The sequence below is a fragment of the Streptomyces sp. CB02400 genome, assembly GCF_001905725.1.
GTDB lineage: Bacteria > Actinomycetota > Actinomycetes > Streptomycetales > Streptomycetaceae > Streptomyces > Streptomyces atrovirens.
Genome location: NZ_LIWB01000001.1, coordinates 893,794 through 919,698 on the forward strand (window position 1 = coordinate 893,794; position 25,905 = coordinate 919,698).

Genomic DNA, 25,905 nt, shown 5'->3' on the forward strand with positions numbered 1-25,905 from the left:
CGACAGGGGGACACACGCGCGGGAGCCCGGGGTACCCGGGCTCCCATGGGTGACATTCTGGTCGGGGCCTGTTCGTGGACGGACCGCCGGCTCGTGACGAGCGGGTGGTATCCGCGCGGCAGGCGGGACGCCGAGGGGCGGCTGCGGCACTACGCCTCCAGGCTGCCCGTCGTCGAGGTGGACTCCGGTTACTACGCGCTGCCCAGCCGCCGCAACAGCGAGCTGTGGGTGGAGCGCACACCGGACGGCTTCCGCTTCGACGTCAAGGCGTTCTCACTGCTGACCGGCCACCCCACCCGGCCGGAGGCGCTCCCCGCCGACCTGCGCAACCGGCCGGTGGACGGCGCCCTGCTGGACGAGGTGTGGGGGAGGTTCGCGGAGGCCGTCGGGCCGCTGCGCGAGGCCGGGCGGCTGGGCGCCGTACTGTTCCAGTTCCCGCCCCGGTTCGCGCCCGGGGCCCAGGCCGAGCGGACACTGGAGGAGTGCGCGCGGCGCACGGCCGGCTGGCCGCTCGCCGTCGAGTTCCGGCATCCGGGATGGTGGGAGGCGGGGCAGGCCGAGGACACCCTCGCGCTGCTCTCCGGACTGGGCGCGACGGCCGTCGGCGTGGACATGGCCCAGGGGCTCACCGGCTCCCTGCCGCCCGTCGCGCCCGTCAGCCGCCCCGCCCTCGCCGTCGTACGGTTCCACGGGCGCAGCAGGGCCTGGGGGAGGGGCAGCAAGGAGGACCGCTTCCGCCACGACTACGACGTGACCGAACTCGCCGCCTGGGTCCCCCGGCTGCGGCGCGCGGCGGAGCGGACGGACGAACTGCACGTGCTGTTCAACAACTGCTGCGCGGACGCCGCCGTACGCGCCGCCGAGACCATGCGGGGGCTGCTCATCCCGCCGCGTCGCTGATCCCCAGCCGCAGGTGCTCCACGTGGTAGACGGCCTGGTCGAGCAGCCCGGCGACATGGTCGTCGTGCAGCGCGTACACCACGGAACGCCCCCGGCGCTCGCCGACCACCAGGCCCAGGTTGCGCAGCAGCCGCAACTGGTGCGAGCAGGCCGACTGCTCCATGCCCACCTCCGCCGCCAGCTCCGTGGCCGGGAGCGGGCCCTCGCGCAGCCGGGCGAGGATCAGCAGCCGGGAGGGGGTGGACAGGGCCTGGAGCGTGGTGGCGACCTTCGCGACGTTGTCCGCGTCCAGGCGCACCCGCTCGGCGTCCTCCTGCGAGGTGACGGCTCCATGACCCATGCGGACATCCTACTCATCGCATATGAACGCATGAACGAGTCTTCATGTGTTCCTGTATGGTGGCCGGGTGTCCGTGACTCTCGCCCCCGCGCCCCGGCCGTCCGTCGGTGTCCCGACGCCGCGCCGCCGTACGCGTGTCCTCGCCCTCCCCGAAGCCCGGTGGGCGCTCGCCTCACTCGTCGCCTTCCTGGCCGGGCTCGCCGCCGACCTCGGCGGTGCGCCGGGCTGGGCCGGCGGGACCCTGTACGCCGTCGCCTATGTGTGCGGCGGCTGGGAACCGGCCCTCGAAGGGCTGCGCGCACTGCGCGACAAGACCCTCGACGTCGACCTGCTGATGATCGTCGCCGCGCTGGGCGCCGCCGCGATCGGACAGGTCCTCGACGGTGCCCTGCTCATCGTCATCTTCGCCACCTCCGGCGCCCTGGAGGCCCTGGCCACCGCCCGCACCGCCGACTCCGTACGCGGTCTGCTCGACCTCGCGCCCACGACGGCGACCCGCGTGACCGGGCGAGGCGAGGAGACCGTGCCCACCGCCGAACTCGCCGTCGGTGACCTCGTCCTGGTCCGCCCCGGAGAGCGCATCGGCGCCGACGGGACCGTCCTGGACGGCGTCAGCGAGGCCGACCAGGCCACCGTCACCGGCGAGTCCCTGCCGGTCGTCAAACGCCCCGGCGACGACGTCTTCGCCGGCACCCTCAACGGCACCGGCGCCCTGCGCGTCCGGGTCGGCCGCGACCCCGCCGACTCGGTCATCGCCCGCATCGTGACCCTGGTCGAGGAGGCCTCCCGCACCAAGGCGCCGACCCAGCTCTTCATCGAGAAGATCGAACAGCGGTACGCGGTCGGCGTGGTCGTCGCCACCCTAGCCGTGTTCGGCATCCCGCTCGCCTTCGGCGAGAACCTCACCGACGCCCTGCTGAGGGCGATGACCTTCATGATCGTCGCCTCGCCGTGCGCGGTCGTCCTCGCCACCATGCCGCCCCTGCTCTCCGCCATCGCCAACGCGGGTCGCCACGGCGTCCTCGTCAAGTCGGCGGTCGCCATGGAACGCCTCGGCGAGATCGACACCGCCGCCCTCGACAAGACCGGCACCCTCACCGAAGGCACCCCCGAGGTGACCGCCGTACGCCCGCTGCCCGGCTCCGGCCTCGACGAGGACGCCCTCCTCGCCCTGGCCGCCTCGGCCGAGCACCCCAGTGAGCACCCGCTGGCCCGCGCCGTGGTGGCCGCCGCCCGCACCCGCGGCCTGCTCCTCGCCCCCGCCACGGACTTCACCGCCGCACCCGGCCACGGCATCACCGCCACGGTGAACGGGACCGTGGTGACCGTCGGACGCGCCGACCCGGCGGAGGCGGAGCACGGCGGGACCGTCGTCCGCGTCACCCGCGACGGCACCCCCGTCGGCACCCTCACCCTCACCGACCGCCTCCGCCCCGACGCCCCGGCCGCCACCTCCGCCCTCACGGCCCTCACCGGCACCGCACCCACCCTCCTCACCGGCGACAACACCCACGCCGCCGCCCGCGTCGCCGGCGCGACCGGCCTCACGGACATCCGCGCAGGACTCCTCCCCGAGGACAAGGTCAACGCCGTACGGGACCTCCGGACGGCCGGCCGCAAGGTGCTGTTCGTCGGCGACGGCGTCAACGACGCGCCCGCCCTCGCCGCCGCCCACGCCGGCATCGCGATGGGCCGCGCGGGCTCCGACCTCGCCCTGGAGACGGCGGACGCGGTCGTCGTACGCGACGAACTCGCCGCCGTCCCCGCGGTCGTACGGCTCTCCCGCACCGCCCGCCGGCTCGTGCAGCAGAACCTCGTCATCGCGGGCACGGCCATCACCGCCCTCGTCCTGTGGGACCTCATCGGCCACCTCCCCCTCCCGCTCGGCGTCGCAGGACACGAGGGCTCCACCGTGCTGGTCGGCCTGAACGGGCTGCGGCTGCTCCGCGAGTCGGCGTGGCGATCCGGACAGCCCCAGGACACGTGACGTCGATGTCGGATTCCCGCCAGACCGGGACGCCGGCCGTGCCCGATCCTTGAGACATGCAGAAGGGGATGCACACCGACACCGAGCGCTGCGTGCGCGCCGTGCGGTCGAAGGACGCGCGCTTCGACGGCTGGTTCTTCACTGCCGTCCTGACCACCGGCATCTACTGCCGGCCCAGTTGCCCGGTGGTCCCGCCCAAGGCCGAGAACATGGTCTTCCACCCGAGCGCGGCGGCCTGCCAGCAGGCCGGGTTCCGGGCCTGCAAACGCTGCCGGCCCGACACCAGCCCCGGCTCACCGGAGTGGAACCAGCGGGCCGACGCGGTGGCCCGCGCCATGCGCCTGATCGCCGACGGCGTCGTGGACCGCGAAGGCGTCCCCGGTCTCGCCACCCGGCTCGGCTACAGCACCCGGCAGGTCGAACGCCAACTGCTCGCCGAGCTGGGCGCGGGCCCCCTCGCGCTCGCCCGCGCCCAGCGCGCCCAGACCGCGCGGCTGCTCATCGAGACCACGGCACTGCCGATGGCGGAGATCGCCTTCGCGGCCGGCTTCTCCTCCATCCGCACCTTCAACGACACCGTCCGCGAGGTCTACGCACTCGCCCCGAGCGAACTGCGCACCCGGGCACCGAAGAACACCTCCCGCGCCACCCCCGGAGTGCTGTCGTTGCGCCTGCCGTTCCGGGCCCCGCTCAACCCCGACAACCTCTTCGGCCACCTCGCCGCCACCGCCGTACCCGGTGTGGAGGAGTGGCGGGACGGCGCCTACCGGCGCACGCTGCGACTGCCGTACGGGCACGGCATCGTGGCGCTCACCCCGCACCCCGACCACATCGCCTGCCGCCTCACCCTCGGCGACCCCCGCGACCTCACCGTCGCCATCAGCCGCTGCCGCCGCCTGCTCGACCTGGACGCCGACCCGGTCGCCGTCGACGAGCAACTGCGCGCGGACCCGGTCCTCGCGCCCCTCGTCGACAAGGCACCCGGCCGCCGCGTGCCGCGCACGGTCGACGCGGCCGAGTTCGCCGTCCGGGCCGTCCTCGGCCAGCAGGTCTCCACGGCCGCCGCCCGCACCCACGCGGCCCGCCTGGTCACCGCGCACGGCACACCCGTGGACGACCCCGAGGGCGGCCTCACCCATCTCTTCCCGTCCCCCGAGGCACTGGCCGGGCTCGACCCCGACACCCTCGCCATGCCCCGCACCCGCCGTACGACCTTCACGACCTTGGTACGCCGACTCGCCGACGGCGACCTCCACCTGGGCGCCGAGAGCGACTGGCCCGAGACCCGCGCGAAACTCCTCGCCCTCCCCGGCTTCGGCCCCTGGACGGCCGACGTCATCGCCATGCGGGCGCTCGGCGACCCCGACGCCTTCCTCCCCACCGACCTCGGCATCCGCCGCGCCGCCCGCGAACTGGGCCTGCCCTCCACCCCGGCCGCCCTCACCGCCCGCGCGGCGGCCTGGCGGCCCTGGCGGGCGTACGCGGTCCAGTACCTGTGGGCGACGGACGGCCACCCCATCAACTTCCTGCCGGTGTAAAGAGACCAGGGACTCCCAGCCGATGAAGCAGCACACCGTGACCGACAGCCCCTACGGCCCGCTGACGCTCGTCGCCGACGACGGCGTCCTGTGCGGCCTCTACATGACCGACCAGCGCCACCGCCCACCCGAGGAGACCTTCGGCGTCCCCGACGACACCCCCTTCGCCGAGGCGCGGGAGCAGCTCTCGGCGTACTTCGCGGGCGAGTTGAAGGAGTTCACCCTCGAACTGCGCCTGCACGGCACCCCGTTCCAGCGCCGCGTCTGGGACCGGCTGACCCGCATCCCGTACGGCGAGACCCGCACCTACGGCCAACTCGCCGACGCCCTCGGCAACTCCAAGGCCTCCCGCGCGGTCGGCCTCGCCAACGGCCGCAACCCGGTCGGCATCATCGTCCCCTGCCACCGCGTCATCGGCGCGGGCGGCGGCCTCACCGGATACGGCGGCGGCCTGGAACGGAAGCAGCGCCTGCTGGACTTCGAACGCGGGGAGCCGTCCGGCGCCGGTTCGAGCTGGTGAGCTCCCTGTGGGAGCTCACCACCACGACAGGCCCTACCGCGCGGCTCAGTACAGGTAGGCGAACGAGTTCACCTGGGACGCGGTGAGCGCGCCGCTGAAGACCCGGACGGTGTCCGCCCCGCCGTGGAAGTACTCGCCCCAGCCGCCGTCTGCGGTGTGGCCGCGGCCGATCTGAAACGGGCCGGGGGCGCTCCAGGCGGCGTTGAACTCCGTGGTGGCCACGGCCTCGCCCCCGATGTACAGGGTGATGCGGCCCTCGGAGTCGTCGTACACCACGACCACTTCGTCGGAGTAGGACGTGGGAGCGCCCGGCCCCGCGACAACGGTCTCCGCGGCACCCGGATCGCTGCCGTCGGTGACGACCAGCTGCCACTCGGACGCGGCCGGGTCGTAGCGGACCTTGAAGGCGTCGCTGTCGGCGTCGCCCTGGGACAGGACGGTCATCGGCCGGTCGGGCGTGGTGTCGGCGAAGCGGACCCGCAGGCCGACGCTGAAGCTGTCGGCCGTGTCGACGACGGGGCTGCCGGCGGCGGCGTAGTCGTCCGTGCCGTCCAGGGCCAGGTGGTCGCTTCCGTCGAGGGCGTCCGCCGGGAACTCGACGCACTCGGGGTCTTCGAGGCAGGACTCGAAGTCGGGGGTGTAGAAGCCGGCGCCGCCGTGCAGGGTGAGCGGCTCGTCGCCCTTCCGGTCGAGGATCACACCGTCATCGGTCCGCTCGATGTCCCAGGCGGCGAGCAGTTCGGCGGGGCGGGAACCCAGCAGCTCGATCTCCTTGCGGGGCACGACCCGGTCCCAGACGCGGACGTCGCCGACCTCGCCCTGCCAGCGCGCACCCCCATCGCCGCGGGCGCGGCCGATCTGGAAGGCGCCGGGGGCGGTCACCGGGGCGACGCCTGACTCGGAGGCGACCTCCTTGCCATTGACGTACAGGCGCAGGGTGTTGTCCTCCCTGTCGTACAGGCCGGTCAGATGGGCCCACCCGCCGACGGAGGCGCGGCCGCCGGTGAGGGTGGTGGTGCCGTAGCGGAAGGCCCAGGTGGCCGACGAGCCCTCGGCCGGGCGCAGTCCGAGGGCGAAGGCCGAGGTGTCGTCGTCGGCGTCCTGGCTGGCCACCGTCATCGGGGTGCCGGTGGCGGCGGGGCGGACCCAGGCGGACAGGGCGAAGGCGTTGGTGGTGTCCGTCGCGGGGGCGTCCGGGGTGAGGTAGCTGTTGCCCCGGCCGTCGAGGGTGACGGTGGAGGCGAGATCGGTGCGGGAGGGAGCGGGGGCACCGAAGACGACACCGTCCCCGGCACGGGCCACGGGGCCGGCCTCCGCGGCGGCGCTGTCGGCTCCGGCGGGGTCGGCGAGCGTCCAGTGGGCCACGGGGGCACGGCCCTCGGCGACCCGCATGTGGTGAGTCGTCTCGGAGCTGGACCGCCCGGCCCGGTCGACGGCGCGGACCTGGAGGTAGTAGGGGCCGCCGGCCTCCGGCATCCACCGGACGGTGACCGGTCCGCCCGGCTCCTCGGGCCGGACCCGCTTGGGCGTGGAGCCGAGGATCGTGTAGACGTACTCGACGACGTCCTCGGACGGGGAGTCGAACGTGAAACTGCCGTAGACGCCGACGCCGTCGTGCCAGCCGCTGTCGTCGTCCGGGTACTGCTCCGAGACGACCGTCGCAGGCTCGGGGTTGACCGTGTCGATGATGAACCGGCAGGTGACGCCGGGGGCCTCGTCGCTCCAGGCGGAGGTCGCCGCCTCGTCGTCGACGGCCCGGACGTGCCAGGAAACGACGGTGTCGGCCGGGAGGTCGTCAGGGGTCCGCCACAGTTGGGTGATGGGTGAGTGCACCGTGGCGGAGGTGTGGGTGCGGCGCTGTACGACTCCGTCGGCGTCGGTCCACCAAGCCTCGAACTGGGCGCCGGCCGCGTTGGTCTCCCAGTCCTCGTTGTCCTGCGTCGGGTCCTCGACGACGGCCCGGAGTTCGGGTGCGACGGGTACGTAGACGGGCTCGTAGGAGCAGGCCTTGTTCCAGTTGATGGTGAGAGCGTCGATCTTCGGCTGAAGCGGGGGAAGGTTCTCGCCGGCCGCCGTGGCGACGCCCGGGGTGGCGGCGAGCAGTACGGCTGCCAGTCCTGTGGCTGCTGCGGTGGTTCTGGCTCGCCAGCCGGAACGCGGGTTCATGCGGTGGGGCCCCCTGTGTGGTGTTGTCCGGTCCTGCACGGGGACGTTCCGCCGTCCTCGGCTCGCGCAGGACCACCCGGAGACCCACAGCTGTCATACTCACCATCAGTCCCGGCCCGCACGACTATAGAGCGATCTTCGAACGTGTTCAGAACGATTTTCGGGCAATCGGAGCCGGAGAAGTCGACGGCACGGAGTGCCGGCCGGCGATCCGGCGCAGCAGTCCGGGCAGCGAGGTGCCGATCGGCTCGCGGATCACCTCGTCGGCGAGATCGTCGTACGGGGTCGGCTCCGCGTTGACGATGATCAGGCGGGCCCCGTGGCCGGCGGCCACGTCCGCGAGCCCGGCGGCGGGGTGGACCTGGAGACTGGTGCCCACCGCGATGAAGACGGTGCACGCCTTGCTGATCGCCGCCGCCTCGCCCAGCACCACGGGATCGAGGTGCTCGCCGAACATCACCGTCGCCGGCTTGAGGACGCCGCCGCACCCCAGACACGGCGGATCGTCCTCACCGGCCTCGACCCGGGCCAGGGCGTCCGCCATCGAACCCCGCGCATGACACTTGGTGCACACCACGCTCCGTACGGTGCCGTGGAGTTCGAGCACCTTGCGGTCCGGCATGCCGGCGAGCTGGTGCAGCCCGTCCACGTTCTGCGTGATCACCCGCACCGGCACCCCGGAGCGCTCCAGCTCGACCACGGCGCGGTGCGCGACGTTCGGCTCGACGGCGGACGTGAAGTTCTCGCGCCGCATCCGCCAGGAGCGGCGGCGGATCTCCGGGTCGCCCATGTAGTACTCGTACGTCACCAGCTTCTCGGCCTCGGGATCGCGGCGCCACAGTCCGTTCGGTCCGCGGTAGTCCGGGATACCGGAGTCCGTGCTGACACCGGCACCGGTGAGGAGGGCGACGAGGGGCTTGCTCATGCGGCCGAGGGTAGGCCGCGGGGCGCCGGTGCGGCGAGCGGATAAAACGCCGGGTGCGGGCTCAGAGCACCCGGTACCCGTCCTCCATCTCCGCGGTGCCCGAACCGTCGGCGAGGACGTCCAGTGCGGCCGACACCCGGCGCCCCAGGGAACCGTGGAGGTACTCGGCCAGTTCCCCGCGCGGCACCAGCCGCCAGGACAGCAGCTCCGACTCCTGGAGCCGGATCGCCGCGAAGTCGTCCGCGCCGAGCACGCCACCGTCGTACAGATACGCCACCACCGGCGGCCGCCCCGGCCCCCGCACCCAGTCCACCGTCAGCAGCCGTCCCAGCTCCCGGTCCAGCCCGATCTCCTCGGCCGTCTCCCGCCGCGCCCCCTCCCGCGGGCTCTCCCCGTCGTCCGACTCGATCGTCCCGCCGGGCAGCGCCCACCCCTCCCGGTAGTTCGGCTCGACGAGCAGCACCCTCCCCTCCTCGTCCCGGAAGAGAGCGGCGGCGCCGGCGAGGACACGGGGGAGGGAGGCGATGTAGGAGGCGTAGTCCTGGACGGGCTGAGTGGTGGTCATGGGGGAAGGGTACGGCGGTGCGAGACCCGCGCCCGGCGCCGGCGGGCGCCCCGGCCGGGCGCACGGCGGCACACGCGGTCCCATGATCGACACGGAACGGCGCGCGCTCCGGGGCACGGGCGGGGTCAGGTCCCGGCCCGCGCCAGGCGCAGCGTGCGTTCCGCCAGTTCGCTGATGCGGACCCCGTCGAAGCCGAAGACGGCGCTGCGGACCGTGTCCTGGAGGGGGTCCTTCCACTGGTCGGGGACGGCTGAGGCGCCGCACAGGACGCCCGCCACCGAGCCCGCCGTCGCGCCGTTGGAGTCGGTGTCCAGGCCGCCGCGTACGGTCAGGGCGATGGTCCGGGTGAAGTCGCCGTCGCCGTACAGCAGGCCGGCGGTGAGGACGGCCGCGTTCGGGATCGTGTGGATCCAGCCGAGGCCCGCCGTCTCCTCCGTGAGCGTGGTGAGCGTGTCCTCCCAGGCCAGCCCGGCCTCGTGCAGGGAGGCCACCCGGCGCACGGTACGGGCCAGGCGGCTGCTCGCCGGGATCACCGTCAGCGCCTCGTCCACCGCGTGCCGCACGGTGGGCGCCGTGAACGCCGCCGAGATCAGCGCCGCCGCCCACATCGCGCCGTACACGCCGTTGCCGGTGTGGGAGAGCACCGCGTCCCTGCGGGCCAGGTCGGCGGCGCGGCGCGGGGCGCCGGGGGAGGTCCAGCCGTGGATGTCGGCGCGGATGAGGGCGCCGATCCACTCCTGGTAGGGGTTGTCGTAGGTGGCCGTGAGCGGGGGTTTGAGGCCGTTCGCGAGGTTGCGGTAGGCGGCCCGTTCCGCCGTGAAGGTCTGGAGGTACGGCAGCCGCAGCAGCCACAGGTCGCCGACCTGTTCGGTGCTGAAGGCGAAGCCGTGGGTCTCCAGCAGGTCCAGGCCGAGGATCGCGTAGTCGATGTCGTCGTCGCGGCAGCTCCCGTGGACGCGGCCGCGGACGCAGGACCGCCATTCGGGGCGCAGGTCGAGGCCCTCGCTCTCGCTCAGCGGCTCGGGGAGGTAGTCGGTGAGGGGGAGGGCGTCCGTCCGGCGGAGGTAGCGGTCGATGCGTTCGCGGGTCCACACCTCGCCCTGCTCCACCGGTTTGCCGAGCATGTTGCCCGCGATCCGGCCCAGCCAGCCTCCGAGGATGCGGTCGGCGAGTCCCGGCTCCGGGCCCACAGCGGTCATGGCGGTCGTGGCGGTCATGGGACCGGTCTACCCGATTCCGGGCCGTTCCACGGGCTGGGCAGGGCATGGCGGCCACTGTGCCCGCCGGTTAAGGTCACAGCGGCGCGACTTGGCCTTGACACGCGCGCGAGGCCCGGAGAACGAGGGGAATGCAAGTGGCGGACGCTGCAGGGAGCGGCACTCGTACGACACGGTCGGCACAGCGGGTGCTCGTCGCCGCGGACAAGTTCAAGGGGTCGCTGACGGCCGTCGAGGTCGCCGAGCGGGTGACGGCCGGGCTGCGCAGGGTCGTACCGGACCTGGAGGTCGAGGCGCTGCCGGTGGCCGACGGCGGCGACGGCACCGTGGCCGCGGCGGTCGCGGCCGGGTTCGAACGGCGGGAGGTACGGGTCACCGGTCCCCTCGGGGACGAGGTGACCGCGGCGTACGCGCTGCGCGGTGACACGGCCGTCGTGGAGATGGCGGAGGCGAGCGGGCTGCAGCGGCTGCCGGCCGGTGTCTTCGCGCCGCTCACGGCGTCGACGTACGGCTCCGGCGAGCTGCTGCGGGCCGCGCTGGACGCGGGGGCGCGGAGCATCGTGTTCGGGGTGGGCGGCAGTGCCACCACCGACGGCGGTGCGGGCATGCTGTCGGCGCTGGGCGCGCGGTTCGTGACGGCGGGCGGTGAGCCGGTGGCGCCGGGCGGCGGGGGGCTGGCCGAGCTGGCGTCCGCCGATCTGTCCGGGCTGGACCCGCGGCTGGCGTCGGTGGAGTTCGTGCTCGCGAGTGACGTCGACAATCCGCTGACCGGGCCCAAGGGGGCACCGGCGGTGTACGGCCCGCAGAAGGGGGCCTCGCCGGAGGACGTGGAGACGCTGGACGCGGCGCTCGCGCACTTCGCGAAGGTGCTGGAGGACGCCATCGGGCCGAAGGCCGCCGGGTACGCCGCCTCGCCGGGGGCGGGGGCGGCGGGCGGTATCGGCTACGGCGCGCTGCTGCTGGGCGCGGCGTTCCGGCCGGGCATCGAGGTCATGCTGGATGTGCTCGGGTTCGCGCCGGCGCTGGAGCGGGCGGATCTGGTGATCACGGGGGAGGGGTCGCTGGACGAGCAGACGCTGCACGGGAAGGCTCCCGCGGGTGTCGCCGCTGCGGCGCGGGCGGCGGACAAGGAGGTTGTCGCGGTGTGCGGGCGGTTGGCGTTGCCGCCGGAGGTGCTGGGGCGGGCGGGGATTCGGCGGGCGTACGCGCTGACCGATCTCGAGCCGGATGTCGCTGCGTGCATCGCCGATGCGGGGCCGATCCTGGAACGTACGGCGGAACGCATCGCGCGGGACTTCCTGAGCTGAGGCCGGGGCTTTCTCTCGCCCCCGCCGCCCCTTCCCGTCCCGAACTTGGGGCTCCGCCCCAGACCCCGCTCCTCAAACGCCGGAGAGGCTGACATCCAGCCCCTCCGGCGTTTGAGGAGCGGGGGTCAGGGGGCAGCGCCCCCGGGGGACGGGAACGGGAAGGGGCGGCGGGGGCGAAACAAACGGGCCCCGAACCCATCCGGGTCCGGGGCCCAAGCACAACGCACCGCGTCACGGCAACTGCGCCGCCCGCGCCTCACGACGGTTGTCGCGGAAGTTGTTCACACGGCGAGCCGTGGCGAACAACGGAATCACCGCCCCCATCACCAGCTGCAACGCACACCCCGTCTGCAACAGCAGCTGCCCGCTCGGCGCGTCGAACGCCCACCCCGCCAGCAGCCCCATCGACAGCACGATCCACGACAGCATGGCCACCGCGAGGCGGCCCCGCGGCTTCGGGTACTCCACCCGGCTCACCATCAGCCACGCCGTACCGATGATCGCCATCAGCGTCGCCACGAACGGCAGCTCCAGCAGCACGATCGAGACGACCGTCAGCGCGCCGAACGGCGACGGCATGCCCTGGAAGGTGCCGTCCTTCACCGTGACGCAGGAGAACCGCGCCAGCCTCAGCACCACCGCCAGCAGCACCACGATCGCCCCGACCGCGGCCACTCTCTGGTGCGCGTCGTCCGCGACCATGCCGTAGACCAGGACGAAGTACGCCGGCGCCAGCCCGAAGCTGATCAGGTCGGACAGGTTGTCCAGCTCCGCGCCCATCGGCGAGGAGCGCAGCTTGCGCGCCACCAGGCCGTCGAACAGGTCGAAGACCGCCGCGCACAGCATCAGGATGACGGCCGTGGCCGCGCTGTGGCGGGCCATGCCCGTCTCCTGGCTGCCCTGGAGGTGCGGGATCAGGATGCCGGTGGTGGTGAAGTACACCGCCATGAAGCCACAGGTGGCGTTGCCCAGGGTGAGGGTGTCCGCTATCGACAGCCGGAGCGAGAGGGGCATCTCCTCCTCGTCGTCCGCCTCGTCGGCCTCCGGCACCCAGCCGGCCTGTGTTTCGGGATCAACCACGGTCAATGCGAGTCACCCCAGCCACGGTCTTCTGACCGACCTCGACGGCCACCTCCACGCCCTCGGGCAGGTAGATGTCGACGCGCGAGCCGAACCGGATCAGACCGATGCGCTCACCCTGCTCGACCTTGGTGCCCTGCGGGACGTAGGGGACGATACGGCGGGCCACCGCGCCGGCGATCTGGATCATCTCGATGTCGCCGAGCTCGGTGTCGAAGTGCCACACGACGCGCTCGTTGTTCTCGCTCTCCTTGTTGAAGGCGGGAACGAAGCCACCGGGGATGTGCTCGACCGACGTCACCGTGCCGGACAGCGGAGCCCGGTTCACGTGGACGTTGAGCGGGCTCATGAAGATCGCGACGCGGGTGCGGCCGTCCTTCCACGGCATGATGCTCTGCACCACGCCGTCGGCGGGCGAGATGACCCTGCCCTGGGCGATCTCGCGCTCGGGGTCGCGGAAGAACCACAGCATCCCCGCCGCCAGGGCGGTGGCGGGGACGGCGACGGCCTTGGCGGCACCCGAGCGGCGGGAGCGGAGCAGACTGACGGCTGCGGTGGCGACGGTCGGCAGAAGCCACGGCGATGCTCCGCGCGCGAGGCGTACGCCGGCGAGGCTGTCGCGGTGTGCAGAGGTTTGGCTGTGGGGCATGGATGACCTTCGTAGCGGATGATGCCGCGCACTTGCGGGGGACGGCGGCTTTCCGGCGATCGTAGCGGCTCCGGGCCGTAACTGGGTAAGCCAGTCAGCCGAGTCGACGGCCGAAGAGTGCATACGGGGTGTGATCCTCTTCTCCAAGAAAACACCCCGTATCCGGACATCTAACCCTGGAATCGATACTCTTCGAGCAGTCGGCGGCCGATGATCATTTTCTGGATCTCGGCGGTGCCTTCACCGATCAGCAGCATCGGCGCCTCCCGGTAGAGACGCTCGATCTCGTACTCCTTGGAGAAGCCGTAGCCGCCGTGGATCCGGAAGGCGTCCTCCACGACCTCCTTGCAGTATTCGGAGGCGAGGTACTTCGCCATCCCTGCTTCAAGGTCGTTTCGTTCCCCCGAGTCCTTTTTGCGTGCCGCGTTCACCATCATCGCATGCGCGGCCTCCACCTTGGTAGCCATCTCCGCCAGCTTGAACTGGATGGCCTGGTGCTGGGCGATCGGCTTGCCGAAAGTGTGACGCTGCTGGGCGTACCGGACACCGAGCTCGAAGGCACGCTGAGCGACCCCGCAGCCACGCGCCGCCACATTGACACGGCCGACCTCGACACCGTCCATCATTTGGTAAAAACCTCGGCCGGTGACCCCGCCGAGCACCCGGTCGGCGGGAATCCGCAGGTCGTCCATGACGAGCTCGGTCGTGTCGACGCCCTTGTAGCCCATCTTGTCGATCTTGCCGGGGATGGTCAGGCCGGGGCGGACCTCGCCGAAGCCCGGCTCCTTCTCCACCAGGAAGGTCGTCATCGACCTGTGCGGCGCCGTGCCCTCGGGGTGACCCTCGTCACTCCGCACCAGAACGGCCACCAGCGACGACGTGCCGCCGTTCGTCAGCCACATCTTCTGGCCGCTCAGGACGTACGAGTCACCGTCCTTCACCGCCTTCGACGTGATCGCCGACACGTCCGAGCCGAGCCCCGGCTCCGACATCGAGAAGGCGCCGCGGATGTCGCCGGCCGCCATCCTCGGCAGGAAGTGGTCCTTCTGCTCCTGCGTGCCGTGCTGCTTGAGCATGTACGCCACGATGAAGTGGGTGTTGATGATGCCGGACACCGACATCCAGCCGCGGGCGATCTCCTCCACGCACAGCGCGTAGGTGAGGAGCGACTCGCCCAGACCCCCGTACTCCTCGGGAATCATCAGACCGAACAGGCCGAGTTCCTTCAGGCCGTCGACGATCTGCTGCGGGTACTCGTCGCGGTGCTCCAGCTCGGTCGCGACCGGGATGATCTCCTTGTCCACGAAGTCGCGGACGGTGGTCAGGATCTCCTGCTGGACGTCGGTCAGACCGGCGGTCTGGGCGAGGCGCGCCATCACTTCTCCTGCTGCTTCAGCTCCGGGCGGCCGGGCTGCTCGCCGCCGCGCTCCTTGATGTACGTCTCGGTCGGCACCATCACCTTGCGGCGGAACACGCAGACCAGGGTTCCGTCCTGCTTGTAGCCCTTGGTCTCGACGTACACGATCCCGCGGTCGTTCTTCGACTTCGACGGCCACTTGTCGAGCACCGTCGTCTGGCCGTAGACCGTGTCGCCGTGGAAGGTCGGCGCCACGTGCTTCAGCGACTCGATCTCCAGGTTGGCGATCGCCTTGCCGCTGATGTCCGGGACGGACATGCCGAGCAGGAGCGAGTAGATGTAGTTCCCGACCACCACGTTCTTGCCGAAGTCCGTCGTCTTCTCGGCGTAGTTCGTGTCCATGTGGAGCGGGTGGTGGTTCATGGTGAGGAGACAGAACAGGTGGTCGTCGTACTCGGTGACCGTCTTGCCCGGCCAGTGCTTGTACACCGCCCCGACCTCGAACTCCTCGTAGGTGCGTCCGAACTGCATCGCCGTCACGCCTCCGGGATCTCGAACTTGCTGGTGCGCTGCATGCCGGCGGCGCGTCCCTTGCCGGAGACGACCAGCGCCATCTTGCGGCTGGCCTCGTCGATCATCTCGTCGCCGAGCATCGCGGAGCCCTTCTTGCCGCCGGCCTCGGACGTGTAGTAGTCGTACGCGTCCAGGATCAGCTCGGCGTGGTCGTAGTCCTCCTGCGACGGCGAGAAGATCTCGTTGGACGCCTCGACCTGGCCCGGGTGCAGCACCCACTTGCCGTCGAAGCCGAGGGCGGCGGCGCGCCGCGCGACCTCGCGGTAGCCGTCCACGTTGCGGATCTGGAGGTAGGGGCCGTCGATCGCCTGGAGGTTGTTGGCGCGGGCGGCCATCAGGATCTTCATCAGGATGTAGTGGTAGGCGTCCGCCGGGTAGCCGGGCGGCTGCTCGCCCACGACCAGCGACTTCATGTTGATGGACGCCATGAAGTCGGCCGGGCCGAAGATGATGGTCTCGACGCGCGGGGAGGCCTGCGCGATCTCGTTGACGTTGTTCAGGCCCTGCGCGTTCTCGATCTGCGCCTCGATGCCGATCCGGCCGACCTCGAAGCCCATCGTCTTCTCGATCTGGGTGAGGAGCAGGTCGAGGGCCACCACCTGCTGGGCGTCCTGCACCTTCGGCAGCATGATGCAGTCGAGGTTCTGGCCGGCGCCCTCGACGACCGTCACGACGTCCCGGTACGTCCACTCCGTCGTCCAGTCGTTGACGCGCACGACGCGGGTCTTGCCGGTCCAGTCGCCCTCGTTGAGGAACTTCACGATGGTGTGCCGCGCCTCGGGCTTGGCGAGCGGCGCGCAGGCGTCCTCCAGGTCGAGGAAGACCTGGTCGGCGGGGAGGCCCTGGGCCTTCTCCAGGAAGCGCGGGTTCGAGCCCGGTACCGCCAGGCAGGAACGCCGGGGGCGAAGGCGGTTAAAAGAAAGGGGCGCGGTGGAGCCGCCCGCTGGAAGGGTGGTGGCGGGCGACGGGTGGGCGGTCATGCGGGGACCTCCAGGGGGTCGAGCTTGTTCGCTTTGCGGATCTCGTCGACGATGCGGCCGATGATCCCGGTGATGTCGAAGTCCTTCGGGGTGAAGACCGCGGCCACTCCGGCGGCCCGCAGCTGTTCGGCGTCACCGTTCGGGATGATGCCACCGGCGATCACCGGTATATCTGTGGCACCGGCCACACGGAGCCGTTCGAGCACGTCCGGCACGAGCCGGGCGTGGGAGCCGGAGAGGATGGACAGGCCGACCGCGTGCACGTCCTCGGCGAGGGCGGCGTCCACGATCTGCTCCGGGGTGAGCCGGATGCCCTGGTAGACCACCTCGAACCCGGCGTCACGGGCCCGTACGGCGATCTGCTCGGCGCCGTTGGAGTGCCCGTCCAGGCCCGGCTTGCCGACCAGGAAGCGCAGCTTGCCCACGCCGAGGTCCTCGGCCGTCAGGTCCACCTTGCGGCGCACCTCCGACAGGGCCGAGCCCTCCTCGGCGGCGACCGCCACCGGGGCGGACGAGACACCGGTCGGCGCCCGGAACTCCCCGAACACCTCGCGCAGCGCCCCCGCCCACTCGCCGGTCGTGGCGCCGGCGCGGGCGCACTCCAGGGTGGCCTCCATGAGGTTGGCGGTGCCGCGCGCGGCCTCCTTCAGCTTCTCCAGCGCCTTGCAGGGGCGCGGGTGGTTGAAGGGCGGCTGGTAGCGCGTGTCGCGCCAGTTCCGCAGCGAGGCGATGACACGGGCCTCCACCGCCGGGTCGACCGTCTGGATCGCGGTGTCCAGGTCGGCGGTCAGCGGGTTCGGCTCGGTGCCCTCGAAGGCGTTGACACCGATGATCTTCTCCACGCCGGACTCGATCCGGGCCCGCCGCTCGGCGTGCGAGGAGACCAGCTGGGACTTGAGGTAGCCGGACTCGACGGCGGCCATCGCGCCGCCCATCTCCTCGATCCGCCCCATCTCCGCGAGCGAGTCCGCGACCAGTTGCTCCACCTTCGCCTCGATCACCTTCGAGCCCTCGAAGATGTCGTCGTACTCCAGCAGATCGCTCTCGTACGCCAGCACCTGCTGGATGCGCAGCGACCACTGCTGGTCCCAGGGGCGGGGCAGGCCCAGGGCCTCGTTCCAGGCCGGCAACTGCACGGCACGCGCGCGTGCGTCCTTGGAGAGGGTGACGGCCAGCATCTCCAGGACGATCCGCTGGACGTTGTTCTCCGGCTGCGCCTCGGTCAGTCCGAGCGAGTTGACCTGGACGCCGTAGCGGAAGCGGCGGTGCTTGGGGTTCTCGATGCCGTACCGCTCGCGGGTGACCTGGTCCCAGATGCGGCCGAACGCGCGCATCTTGCACATCTCCTCGACGAAGCGCACGCCCGCGTTCACGAAGAAGGAGATACGGCCGACCACGTCACCCATGCGCTCCCGCGGCACCTGGCCGCTGTCGCGCACCGCGTCGAGCACGGCGATCGCGGTGGACATCGCGTACGCGATCTCCTGCACCGGCGTGGCCCCGGCCTCCTGCAGGTGGTAGCTGCAGATGTTGATCGGGTTCCACTTCGGGATGTGGGAGACCGTGTACGCGATCATGTCCGTCGTGAGGCGGAGCGACGGGCCCGGCGGGAAGACGTGCGTCCCCCGGGACAGGTACTCCTTCACGATGTCGTTCTGGGTCGTGCCCTGGAGCTTGGTGATGTCCGCGCCCTGCTCCTCGGCGACGACCTGGTAGAGCGCCAGCAGCCACATGGCGGTGGCGTTGATCGTCATCGAGGTGTTCATCTGCTCCAGGGGGATGTCCTGGAACAGCCGGCGCATGTCACCGAGGTGCGCGACCGGCACGCCGACCCGGCCGACCTCGCCGCGGGCGAGGACGTGGTCGGAGTCGTAGCCGGTCTGCGTCGGCAGGTCGAAGGCGACCGACAGACCGGTCTGGCCCTTGGCGAGGTTGCGCCGGTACAGCTCGTTGGACGCCTCGGCCGTGGAGTGGCCGGCGTAGGTCCGCATGAGCCATGGCCGGTCCTTCTGACGCTCACTCATGTGGACCTCAGATGTTCCGGAAGCGGTTGATGGCGTCGATGTGCTTCGCGCGCTTCTCGTGGTCGCGCACGCCCAGGCCCTCCTCGGGTGCCATGCACAGCACGCCGACCTTGCCCTGGTGCGCGTTGCGGTGCACGTCGTGGGCGGCCTGGCCGGTGTCCTCCAGGGAGTACACCTTCGACAGGGTCGGGTGGATCCTGCCCTTCGCGATCAGCCGGTTGGCCTCCCATGCCTCGCGGTAGTTGGCGAAGTGCGAGCCGATGATGCGCTTCAGCGACATCCACAGGTAGCGGTTGTCGTACTCGTGCATGTAGCCCGAGGTCGAGGCGCAGGTGGTGATGGTGCCGCCCTTGCGGGTGACGTAGACGCTCGCGCCGAAGGTCTCCCGGCCGGGGTGCTCGAAGACGATGTCGATGTCCTCGCCGCCGGTGAACTCGCGGATGCGCTTGCCGAAGCGCTTCCACTCCTTCGGGTCCTGGGTGGACTCGTCCTTCCAGAACTTGTAGCCCTCGGCGCTGCGGTCGATGATCGCCTCGGCGCCCATCGACCGGCAGATGTCCGCCTTCTGCTCGCTGGAGACGACGCAGATCGGGTTGGCGCCGCCGGCCAGCGCGAACTGGGTGGCGTACGAGCCGAGTCCGCCGCTCGCGCCCCAGATGAGGACGTTGTCGCCCTGCTTCATGCCGGCGCCGTTGCGGGACACGAGCTGCCGGTACGCGGTGGAGTTGACCAGACCCGGAGCGGCGGCCTCCTCCCAGCTCAGGTGGTCCGGCTTCGGCATCAGCTGGTTGGACTTCACCAGCGCGATCTCGGCGAGCCCGCCGAAGTTCGTCTCGAAGCCCCAGATGCGCTGCTCGGGGTCGAGCATCGTGTCGTTGTGGCCGTCGGACGACTCCAGCTCGACGGAGAGGCAGTGGGCGACGACCTCGTCACCGGGCCGCCAGGCGTTGACGCCGGGGCCGGTGCGCAGCACGACGCCCGCGAGGTCGGAGCCGATGATGTGGTACGGCAGGTCGTGGCGCTTGGTGAGCTCGCTGAGCCGGCCGTAACGCTCCAGGAAGCCGAACGTCGACAGCGGCTCGAAGATCGAGGTCCATACCGAGTTGTAGTTGACCGAGGAGGCCATGACGGCCACCAGGGCCTCGCCCGGGCCCAGTTCGGGCAGCGGCACCTCGTCGAGGTGGATCGACTTGCGGGGGTCCTTGTCGCGGGTCTCGAGGCCCGCGAACATCTCCGTCTCGTCCTTGTGCACGGTGATCGCGCGGTACGACTCGGGGAGCGGCAGGGCGGCGAAGTCCTCCGACGTGGAGTCGGGCGACTGGATCGCGGCCAGGATGTCCTTCACGGTCACGGTGTTGCCTCCGGCGATGAGCGCCCTGAGGGAGGGGCGCTGAGGGTTACGTCGGTGTGCTGCTGAGGGTTGAGGGGGTGCCGTCGGTTCGGCGGTGGTGCTTCGGCAGCGCTTGGTGTGCGCGGGAGGTTGCCTGTGACGCAGGCGTCCGGACGTGCGGGCGGTGGGCCCGCCGGGACTCGCCCGGACTCCTTCAACGTATGGCACGCCGTGTCAGCCCGCAAGGCACTGAGTGTCAGAACCTGGGCTCAGGTGAAATCTTTACGCATCAGATGAGCGATGATCGATCGAACGCTCCCTGAAACGCGTATGAAAAGGGCCTCTGACATGGCAAAACGGCCACCCCGTGGGGTGGCCGTCATCACAGCGGTGAGGGGCTGTTCAGCGCTCCTTGAGCGCCTGCTCGATGGTCCGCATCACCTCGTCCAGCGGGGCGTCCACATGCGCGACCGTCACCAGGACCTCGCCGTGCGTGGACGCCGAGGAGGCGGGCGGCTTCGGCGGCGCGGTGCGCCGGCCCGCCATGATCCCGCTGCCGAAGGTCTTGCGGACGATCGCGAAGGCGTGGTCGAGCTGGGCCTCGACATCGCCCTGGCCGTCGGCCCGCAGCCAGCGCCGCAGCACGTGGTTGTGCGCGGTGACCACGGCGGACGCGGCGACCTCCGCCAGCAGCGGGTCGTCGTTGGCGTCGTCGTCGTGCGCGTGCTCGTCGAAGTGGCCGAGCAGATAGCGGGTGAAGAGGCGCTCGTAGCGGGCCACCGACGCGATCTCCGCCTCGCGCAGGGTGGGCACCTCGCGCGTCAGCCTGTAGCGGGCGACCGAGATCTCCGGCCGCGCCGCGTACATCTTCATGACCTCCTTGATGCCACGGCACACCGTGTCGAGCGGATGCTCGTGCGCGGGGGCGGCGTTGAGCACCGCCTCGGCGCGGACCAGGGTGTCGTCGTGGTCGGGGAAGATCGCCTCCTCCTTGGAACGGAAGTGGCGGAAGAAGGTGCGGCGGGCGACCCCGGCGGCGGCCGCGATCTCGTCGACGGTGGTGGCCTCGTACCCCTTGGTCGCGAACAGCTCCATCGCGGCGGCCGCCAGTTCCCGGCGCATTTTGAGCCGCTGGGCGGCGGCGCGAGAGCCTGCGGCGCTTTCCGGCGGCTCGGTCGTGGCGGGTGTACGTACGGACTTGGCGGGCTGGGACATGCCCTGAACGTACTGCATGTGCGCAGCTCGGTGCGCATGACCGGGGGTTCCCCCGCCCTCGGCGGGCGGGGGAGGGGCACTGTGGGCCGGTGGCGGGAACCGGTCGGGGTCGAGCAGTCCGCCCCACTCCGCGCCACCCTCGAACCGGTCGCCGGGGCGCGGCTCAGCGCTTGGCATATTCGCGGAAGCCACGGCCGGTCTTGCGGCCGAGGCAGCCCGCGGCCACCAGGTGCTCCAGCAGCGGCGCCGGCGCGAGACCCGGATCGCGGAACTCGCGGTGCAGCACCTTCTCGATCGCGAGCGAGACATCGAGCCCGACGACGTCCAGCAGCTCGAACGGACCCATCGGGTAGCCACCGCCCAGCTTCATCGCGGCGTCGATGTCGTCGAGGGACGCGTAGTGCTCCTGCACCATCTTGATCGCGTTGTTGAGGTACGGGAACAGCAGCGCGTTCACGATGAACCCGGCCCGGTCACCGCAGTCCACGGCGTGCTTGCGGATCGTGCCGCACACCTCGCGCACGGTGGCGTGCACGTCGTCGGCGGTCAGCACCGTACGCACCACCTCGACCAGCTTCATCGCCGGCGCGGGGTTGAAGAAGTGCATGCCGATCACGTCCTGCGGGCGCGAGGTGGCGCGGGCGCAGGCCACGACCGGGAGGGAGGACGTGGTGGTGGCGAGGACCGCGCCCGGCTTGCAGACCTTGTCCAGCGTCGCGAAGAGCTGCCGCTTGACCTCCAGGTCCTCGGCGACCGCCTCGACCGCGAGATCGACGTCGGCGAAGTCGTCGTAGGTGCCCGTCGGACGCACCCGCTCCAGGGTCTGGGCGGCGGCCTCGGCGGTCATCCGCCCCTTGTCGACGGAGCGCGCCAGGGACTTCCCGATCCGGGCCTTGGCGCCTTGCGCCTTCTCCTCGCTGCGGGCGGCCAGGACCACCTCGTAGCCGGCCTTGGCGAAGACCTCGGCGATACCGGAGGCCATGGTGCCCGAGCCCGCGACACCCACCGAACGCACCGTACGGCCGGGGGCCGCGAAGACGTCTCCGAGCGGGGTGAGGGCATCACGCACGACGGTTTTGCTGTGGGGTGCCTCGTACGTGTAGAAACCGCGCCCCGCCTTGCGGCCCGTCAGGCCCGCCTCGCTGAGCTGCTTGAGGATCGGGGCCGGCGCGTGCAGCCGGTCACGGGACTCGGCGTACATGGCCTCCAGGACCGTGCGCGCCGTGTCGACGCCGATCAGGTCGAGCAGCGCCAGCGGGCCCATGGGCAGACCGCAGCCCAGCTTCATCGCGGCGTCGATGTCCTCGCGGGAGGCGTAGTTCGCCTCGTACATCGCGGCGGCCTGGTTGAGGTAGCCGAACAGCAGCCCGTCGGCGACGAATCCGGGCCGGTCACCGACGGCCACGGGCTCCTTGCCCAGGTCCAGCGCGAGGTTGGTGACCGCGGTGACGGCCGCGGGCGCGGTCAGCACGCTGGACACGACCTCCACCAGCTTCATCGCCGGCGCCGGGTTGAAGAAGTGCATGCCCAGCACCCGCTCGGGGCGGGACGAGTCGGCGGCGAGACGCGTGACGGACAGCGCGTTGGTGCCGGTCGCCAGAACGGTCTCCGGCCGCACGATCCCGTCGAGTTCACGGAGGATCTGCTGCTTGATCCCGTACGACTCAGGGGCCACCTCGATCACCAGATCGGCGCCGGCCGCCGCCGCGAGGTCGGTGGAGGTGGTCACACGGGCGAGGAGGTCCGCGCGCTGCTCCTCGGTCAGCCGGCCGCGCTGCACGGCGCGGGCGGTGGAGGCCTCCAGGGCGGCGACGCACTTCGCCGCCTGTGCCTCGCTGATGTCGATGCCTATGACGTCGCGGCCGGCGCCGGCCAGGACCTCGGCGATGCCGGTGCCCATCGTGCCGAGGCCGACCACGGCGACGGTCCGGAGCGGGGACAGAGGGGTGTCGGAGAGGGGAGCGGCCATCGCGGGACTCCAGGAATGAGGGTGACGACGGGAAACACGCCCGGGTGCGCCGAAGGGCGCACCGGGTGCGTGCGGGATGCGGGTGTGGGCCGGGCTGCGAGCGCACACGCCCGGCGCCGTCGGTGAACGACGGTCGATCCGACCGGCCCTGTCCCGGGGCCGAGCCGTACTGCGGTACACGGGGTACCGAACCGACTGCGACTCGCGGCGGCCGCGTCACCAGACCGCCGTGAGGAGGGTAGCGAGTGGGTAACCCGCTCGTCTGAGATTAACTCGCGGGTAACGAGCGCGCCAGTCCCCGGCTTTGTGATGTACGTCCCGAGCGGCCCCGCACACCCCTAACCTCTGCACCATGGACGAAGAGTTGCGATCGCTCACGGAGCGCTTACGGGCGGAGTCGGGCGGACCGACGGCGTACGACCGTCTCCTGGCCACGGACGACCCCGACACCCTGGCCGGCGTCCTCACCGAACCCGGACAACCGCTCTGGGCCCGCGAACTGGCCGCGTTCCGGCTGGGGGTGGCGGGGGACCGCAGGGCCTTCGAGGCGCTCGTCCTCCTCCTCAACCACCGCGACCCGCCGCGCTGCGCCTCCGCCGCCCACGCCCTCGCCCGCCTCGGCGACCCGCGCACCGCCCGCGCCGCCGCAGCCCTCGCCACCAACGAACTCCGTGTCGCCTACGCCCTGCACCCGGTCCGCCTGCTCACCGCACTGCGCGCCCCCGAGGCGGTCCCCGCCCTGATCACCACGTTGCGGCGGCGACTGCACCCCCACGACCCGTACCGCCGGGTCGCGCTGGCCTGTGTGGAGGGGCTGGGCGAACTCGGCGACCCGCGCGCCGAACCCGTACTGAACGAAGCCCTCGCCCACCCGGCGCTGGCCGAGGCGGCGGTCCACGCCCTGGCCCGGATCCCCCGGCCGCGCTAGGGGGTGTCGTTTGGATCAGGCCGACTCCAGTGGGCGGTGCCAGGGCCCGCGACCCCGGCAGGGCCCAAACGACACCTCCCTGGCCCTGTCAGCCGGTGAGCTCCCGCGCGTACCGCACCTCGGGCACCATCACCCCGTCCACCTCGAAGGGCTCCTCCGCCCCGTCCGCGCCGAACCCCGCCCGCTCGTAGAAACGGCGGGCGCGGGCGTTGCCCTTGAGGACCCACAGATACATGCGCTCGTGACGGGCGGCGGCGCAGCGGCGGACCGCCTCGGTGAGCAGCGCCCGCCCCACGCCCCGGCCGATGCGCTCGGGCGGCAGGTACAGCGCGTACAACTCGGCGTCCCCGGTGCGCACGTCGCCGTCCCGGTACGGGCCGAACGCGGCCCACCCGGCGAGCTCGCCGTCGTCGGCCTCGGCGACGAGGTTCACCACAGTGCCGTCGCCGTGCCGCAGACGGGTGCGGTGCCGCTCGGCGTCCGCCGCTATGTCGAGGCCGTCGAGATACGGCTGCGGGACGAGACCCCGGTAGGCGTGCCGCCAGCCCCGTACGCGGATGCCCGCCACGCCGTCGCAGTCGTCCGCGGTCATCGGCCGCAGCAGGAATCCGCTCATGCGCTCATCATGGACCACGGGTACGACAGCCCCGTCCGACGGCGGGTCAGGTGCTCAGCTCCGGAAGCCGAGCAGGCCGTGCAGGGTCGAACCGCGCGCCGACGTCGGTGCCGCCTTCGAGGTCAGCGGCTCGGGGTCGGGCAGCGCCGCGCACACCGCGTCGGCCTCACCGCCGCTCCCGCGCGGCACGGTCCCGTCGGCCAGATAGGCCGCCAGATGCCGGTCCAGACAGGCGTTCCCGCTCAGCGTGACGCCGTGGTTGCCGCCGCCCGACTCGACCACCAGGGCGGAGTGCGCCAGCAGCCGGTGGACGGTGACACCGCCCTGGTACGGGGTCGCCGCGTCGTGCGTCGCCTGGAACAGCAGCGCGGGCGGCAGCTTGCCGTTGCGGATGCGCTCCGGCCGCAGGGACCCGGCCGGCCAGAACGCGCACGGCGCGTTGTACCAGGCGTTGTTCCAGGCCATGAAGGGCGCCCGCTCGTACACCTCCCAGTTGTCCTTGCGCCACTGCCGCCAGTCACGCGGCCAGGCGGCGTCCCGGCACTGCACCGCGGTGTAGACGCTGTAGCCGTTGTCACCGGCGGCGTCGCTCGCGCCGAAGTTCTCGTACGCCTCGATCAGCGGCTCGGCGTCCCGCTCGTTCACATACGCCGAGAACGCCTCCGCGAGATGGGGCCAGTAGCCGTTGTAGTAGCCGCCCGGGAGGTAGGTGTCCTCCAGTTCGGCGGCGCCCACCTTCCCGTCGGCCGGGTCCTTCTTCAGGTCCGCGCGCATCGCGTACCAGGCGGCCTCGACCTTCTCCGGGTCGGTGCCGAGGCGGTACGTCGTGTCGTACTCGGCCACCCAGTCCATGAAGGCGCGGTGGCGGTCGTTGAACGCGTGGTCCTGGTTCAGATTGGCGTCGTACCAGACCTCGGTGGGGTCGACGACCGAGTCCAGGACCAGGCGCCGTACCCGCTCCGGGAACAGCTTGGCGTAGACGGCGCCCAGGTAGGTGCCGTAGGAGTAGCCGAAGTAGTTGAGCTTCTCCGCGCCCAGCGCCCGCCGGATCACGTCCATGTCGCGCACCGTGCTGTTCGTGTCGATGTACGGCAGCAGATCCGCGTACTCGCGTCCGCAGGCCGCGGCGAAGGACTGCACGCGCGCGAGGTTGGCCCGCTCGACCTCGGGCGAGGTCGGCACCGGGTCCGGGCGCACCGGGTCGAAGTGGCTCGGCGCGCAGTCCAGCGCCGGCTCGCTCGCGCCCACCCCGCGCGGGTCGAAGCCGATGACGTCGTACTGGGCGGCCACCTCCTTCGGCAGCGCCGCCGCGACGTACCCGGCGAGCGTCAGACCGCTGCCGCCGGGACCGCCGGGGTTCACCAGCAGGGGGCCCTGGTACCGCTTCGCGGTGTGCGGGACGCGGGACAGCGCGAGCGTGATCCTCCGTCCGGCGGGCTCGGTGTGGTCGAGCGGCACCTCGACGGACGCGCACTGCAGCGTCGGATAGTCGTCGGTGCCGCACTTCCTCCACACGGGTTCCGTGGCGTGGAGGGTCTCCGCGGCGCGCGGGGTGCCGGCCTCGGCGGGCGCGGCCGTGAGGCTTCCGGCCAGGACGACGGCGGCACCGCACAGCACGGCTGCGCTTCTTCTCATGATGATGGGGTCCTCCCAGGACGGAGGTGCTGCGGACCGCGGGGCTCACGGTTCACGCGGCATCGTCCCGATATGGGGCCACAT

Annotated in this window: 22 protein-coding genes; 6 read left to right on the top strand and 16 right to left on the bottom strand. The window is 71.6% G+C overall.

The annotated features are described in order from the left end of the window. Positions 1-45: 45 nt before the first annotated feature. A complete protein-coding gene (locus AMK33_RS03845) occupies positions 46-900 on the top strand; it encodes a DUF72 domain-containing protein (protein ID WP_073931222.1) in 855 nt (284 codons plus the stop codon). On the opposite strand, the gene AMK33_RS03850 is transcribed toward AMK33_RS03845, so the two are convergent. After that, positions 881-1,240, bottom strand: a complete 360-nt coding sequence (locus AMK33_RS03850) for an ArsR/SmtB family transcription factor (protein WP_073931223.1) — start codon at positions 1,238-1,240, stop codon at positions 881-883. The genes AMK33_RS03845 and AMK33_RS03850 overlap by 20 nt on opposite strands. 67 nt (positions 1,241-1,307) lie before the next feature. Between AMK33_RS03850 and AMK33_RS03855 the strand changes: the two genes are divergently transcribed. Genes AMK33_RS03855 through AMK33_RS03865 form a run of 3 tightly spaced genes read left to right on the top strand, consistent with a single transcriptional unit; the run spans position 1,308 to position 5,285 of the window. Further along, complete coding sequence (locus tag AMK33_RS03855) at positions 1,308-3,227, top strand: heavy metal translocating P-type ATPase (RefSeq protein ID WP_073931517.1); 1,920 nt, start codon at positions 1,308-1,310, stop codon at positions 3,225-3,227. A 56-nt stretch (positions 3,228-3,283) separates the two neighbouring features. After that, positions 3,284-4,765, top strand: coding sequence for an AlkA N-terminal domain-containing protein (locus AMK33_RS03860; protein ID WP_327378352.1), 1,482 nt, complete (start codon positions 3,284-3,286; stop codon positions 4,763-4,765). A 22-nt stretch (positions 4,766-4,787) separates the two neighbouring features. After that, positions 4,788-5,285: a methylated-DNA--[protein]-cysteine S-methyltransferase gene (locus AMK33_RS03865; RefSeq protein WP_073931224.1), complete on the top strand. Its 498-nt coding sequence runs from the start codon at positions 4,788-4,790 to the stop codon at positions 5,283-5,285. 45 nt (positions 5,286-5,330) lie between these two features. Here AMK33_RS03865 and AMK33_RS03870 read toward each other — a convergent pair whose 3' ends face one another. The 4 genes from AMK33_RS03870 to AMK33_RS03885 all read right to left on the bottom strand — a co-directional run bounded on the left by AMK33_RS03870 (position 5,331) and on the right by AMK33_RS03885 (position 10,140). After that, positions 5,331-7,451, bottom strand: a complete 2,121-nt coding sequence (locus tag AMK33_RS03870) for a LamG domain-containing protein (protein ID WP_073931225.1) — start codon at positions 7,449-7,451, stop codon at positions 5,331-5,333. Between the two features lie 148 nt (positions 7,452-7,599). Then, a complete protein-coding gene (locus AMK33_RS03875) occupies positions 7,600-8,376 on the bottom strand; it encodes an SIR2 family NAD-dependent protein deacylase (RefSeq protein ID WP_073931226.1) in 777 nt (258 codons plus the stop codon). A 61-nt stretch (positions 8,377-8,437) separates the two neighbouring features. Next, a complete protein-coding gene (locus tag AMK33_RS03880; RefSeq protein WP_073931227.1) occupies positions 8,438-8,941 on the bottom strand; it encodes an NUDIX domain-containing protein in 504 nt (167 codons plus the stop codon). Positions 8,942-9,066: 125 nt separating this feature from the next. After that, on the bottom strand, positions 9,067-10,140 hold the full coding sequence (locus tag AMK33_RS03885; protein ID WP_073931519.1) for an ADP-ribosylglycohydrolase family protein: 1,074 nt from the start codon (positions 10,138-10,140) through the stop codon (positions 9,067-9,069). Between the two features lie 149 nt (positions 10,141-10,289). Between AMK33_RS03885 and AMK33_RS03890 the strand changes: the two genes are divergently transcribed. Next, the gene (locus AMK33_RS03890; RefSeq protein ID WP_073931228.1) at positions 10,290-11,465 is read left to right on the top strand and encodes a glycerate kinase; all 1,176 of its coding nucleotides are present in this window, start codon (positions 10,290-10,292) and stop codon (positions 11,463-11,465) included. A gap of 231 nt (positions 11,466-11,696) precedes the next feature. Here AMK33_RS03890 and pssA read toward each other — a convergent pair whose 3' ends face one another. The 9 genes from pssA to AMK33_RS03935 form a co-directional block, all read right to left on the bottom strand. Continuing rightward, positions 11,697-12,515 (bottom strand): CDP-diacylglycerol--serine O-phosphatidyltransferase, encoded by an 819-nt coding sequence (gene pssA / locus AMK33_RS03895; protein WP_073931229.1) that lies wholly within the window; start codon positions 12,513-12,515, stop codon positions 11,697-11,699. A gap of 22 nt (positions 12,516-12,537) precedes the next feature. Further along, positions 12,538-13,194, bottom strand: a complete 657-nt coding sequence (locus AMK33_RS03900; protein WP_073931230.1) for a phosphatidylserine decarboxylase — start codon at positions 13,192-13,194, stop codon at positions 12,538-12,540. Between the two features lie 170 nt (positions 13,195-13,364). Next, positions 13,365-14,570 carry an acyl-CoA dehydrogenase family protein gene (locus tag AMK33_RS03905; protein ID WP_073931231.1) on the bottom strand — a complete coding sequence of 402 codons (1,206 nt, stop codon included), beginning with the start codon at positions 14,568-14,570 and terminating at the stop codon, positions 13,365-13,367. After that, positions 14,570-15,082 (bottom strand): MaoC family dehydratase, encoded by a 513-nt coding sequence (locus AMK33_RS03910; RefSeq protein WP_073931232.1) that lies wholly within the window; start codon positions 15,080-15,082, stop codon positions 14,570-14,572. The genes AMK33_RS03905 and AMK33_RS03910 overlap by 1 nt, the downstream gene beginning before the upstream one ends. A gap of 5 nt (positions 15,083-15,087) precedes the next feature. Next, positions 15,088-16,104 carry an HpcH/HpaI aldolase/citrate lyase family protein gene (locus AMK33_RS03915; protein ID WP_073931233.1) on the bottom strand — a complete coding sequence of 339 codons (1,017 nt, stop codon included), beginning with the start codon at positions 16,102-16,104 and terminating at the stop codon, positions 15,088-15,090. Then, on the bottom strand, positions 16,101-18,128 hold the full coding sequence (locus tag AMK33_RS03920) for a protein meaA (protein ID WP_073931234.1): 2,028 nt from the start codon (positions 18,126-18,128) through the stop codon (positions 16,101-16,103). The genes AMK33_RS03915 and AMK33_RS03920 overlap by 4 nt, the downstream gene beginning before the upstream one ends. Before the next feature lie 7 nt (positions 18,129-18,135). After that, positions 18,136-19,479, bottom strand: a complete 1,344-nt coding sequence (ccrA, locus tag AMK33_RS03925; RefSeq protein WP_073931235.1) for a crotonyl-CoA carboxylase/reductase — start codon at positions 19,477-19,479, stop codon at positions 18,136-18,138. A 381-nt stretch (positions 19,480-19,860) separates the two neighbouring features. Next, entirely contained in the window at positions 19,861-20,673 is an 813-nt protein-coding gene (locus AMK33_RS03930; RefSeq protein ID WP_073931520.1) for a TetR family transcriptional regulator, read from the bottom strand. A gap of 163 nt (positions 20,674-20,836) precedes the next feature. Then, positions 20,837-22,642, bottom strand: a complete 1,806-nt coding sequence (locus tag AMK33_RS03935) for a 3-hydroxyacyl-CoA dehydrogenase family protein (RefSeq protein WP_073931236.1) — start codon at positions 22,640-22,642, stop codon at positions 20,837-20,839. A gap of 352 nt (positions 22,643-22,994) precedes the next feature. Here AMK33_RS03935 and AMK33_RS03940 point away from each other — a divergent pair, with 352 nt between their 5' ends. Continuing rightward, positions 22,995-23,570, top strand: a complete 576-nt coding sequence (locus AMK33_RS03940) for an adenylosuccinate lyase (protein WP_073931237.1) — start codon at positions 22,995-22,997, stop codon at positions 23,568-23,570. A gap of 88 nt (positions 23,571-23,658) precedes the next feature. Here the strand turns inward: AMK33_RS03940 and AMK33_RS03945 are convergent, their stop codons facing one another. Next, complete coding sequence (locus AMK33_RS03945; RefSeq protein ID WP_073931238.1) at positions 23,659-24,186, bottom strand: GNAT family N-acetyltransferase; 528 nt, start codon at positions 24,184-24,186, stop codon at positions 23,659-23,661. A gap of 54 nt (positions 24,187-24,240) precedes the next feature. After that, positions 24,241-25,821 (bottom strand): alpha/beta hydrolase, encoded by a 1,581-nt coding sequence (locus AMK33_RS03950; RefSeq protein ID WP_073931239.1) that lies wholly within the window; start codon positions 25,819-25,821, stop codon positions 24,241-24,243. Positions 25,822-25,905: the final 84 nt, after the last annotated feature.

Bases quoted from the DNA above. Each gene is read 5' to 3' on its own strand.
- AMK33_RS03845 (WP_073931222.1), top strand. From the start codon at position 46: ATGGGTGACATTCTGGTCGGGGCCTGTTCGTGGACGGACCGCCGGCTC.
- AMK33_RS03850 (WP_073931223.1), bottom strand. From the start codon at position 1,240: ATGGGTCATGGAGCCGTCACCTCGCAGGAGGACGCCGAGCGGGTGCGC.
- AMK33_RS03860 (WP_327378352.1), top strand. From the start codon at position 3,284: ATGCAGAAGGGGATGCACACCGACACCGAGCGCTGCGTGCGCGCCGTG.
- AMK33_RS03865 (WP_073931224.1), top strand. From the start codon at position 4,788: ATGAAGCAGCACACCGTGACCGACAGCCCCTACGGCCCGCTGACGCTC.
- AMK33_RS03870 (WP_073931225.1), bottom strand. From the start codon at position 7,451: ATGAACCCGCGTTCCGGCTGGCGAGCCAGAACCACCGCAGCAGCCACA.
- AMK33_RS03875 (WP_073931226.1), bottom strand. From the start codon at position 8,376: ATGAGCAAGCCCCTCGTCGCCCTCCTCACCGGTGCCGGTGTCAGCACG.
- AMK33_RS03880 (WP_073931227.1), bottom strand. From the start codon at position 8,941: ATGACCACCACTCAGCCCGTCCAGGACTACGCCTCCTACATCGCCTCC.
- AMK33_RS03885 (WP_073931519.1), bottom strand. From the start codon at position 10,140: ATGACCGCTGTGGGCCCGGAGCCGGGACTCGCCGACCGCATCCTCGGA.
- AMK33_RS03890 (WP_073931228.1), top strand. From the start codon at position 10,290: ATGCAAGTGGCGGACGCTGCAGGGAGCGGCACTCGTACGACACGGTCG.
- AMK33_RS03900 (WP_073931230.1), bottom strand. From the start codon at position 13,194: ATGCCCCACAGCCAAACCTCTGCACACCGCGACAGCCTCGCCGGCGTA.
- AMK33_RS03905 (WP_073931231.1), bottom strand. From the start codon at position 14,570: ATGGCGCGCCTCGCCCAGACCGCCGGTCTGACCGACGTCCAGCAGGAG.
- AMK33_RS03910 (WP_073931232.1), bottom strand. From the start codon at position 15,082: ATGCAGTTCGGACGCACCTACGAGGAGTTCGAGGTCGGGGCGGTGTAC.
- AMK33_RS03915 (WP_073931233.1), bottom strand. From the start codon at position 16,104: ATGACCGCCCACCCGTCGCCCGCCACCACCCTTCCAGCGGGCGGCTCC.
- AMK33_RS03920 (WP_073931234.1), bottom strand. From the start codon at position 18,128: ATGAGTGAGCGTCAGAAGGACCGGCCATGGCTCATGCGGACCTACGCC.
- AMK33_RS03930 (WP_073931520.1), bottom strand. From the start codon at position 20,673: ATGTCCCAGCCCGCCAAGTCCGTACGTACACCCGCCACGACCGAGCCG.
- AMK33_RS03935 (WP_073931236.1), bottom strand. From the start codon at position 22,642: ATGGCCGCTCCCCTCTCCGACACCCCTCTGTCCCCGCTCCGGACCGTC.
- AMK33_RS03940 (WP_073931237.1), top strand. From the start codon at position 22,995: ATGGACGAAGAGTTGCGATCGCTCACGGAGCGCTTACGGGCGGAGTCG.
- AMK33_RS03945 (WP_073931238.1), bottom strand. From the start codon at position 24,186: ATGAGCGGATTCCTGCTGCGGCCGATGACCGCGGACGACTGCGACGGC.
- AMK33_RS03950 (WP_073931239.1), bottom strand. From the start codon at position 25,821: ATGAGAAGAAGCGCAGCCGTGCTGTGCGGTGCCGCCGTCGTCCTGGCC.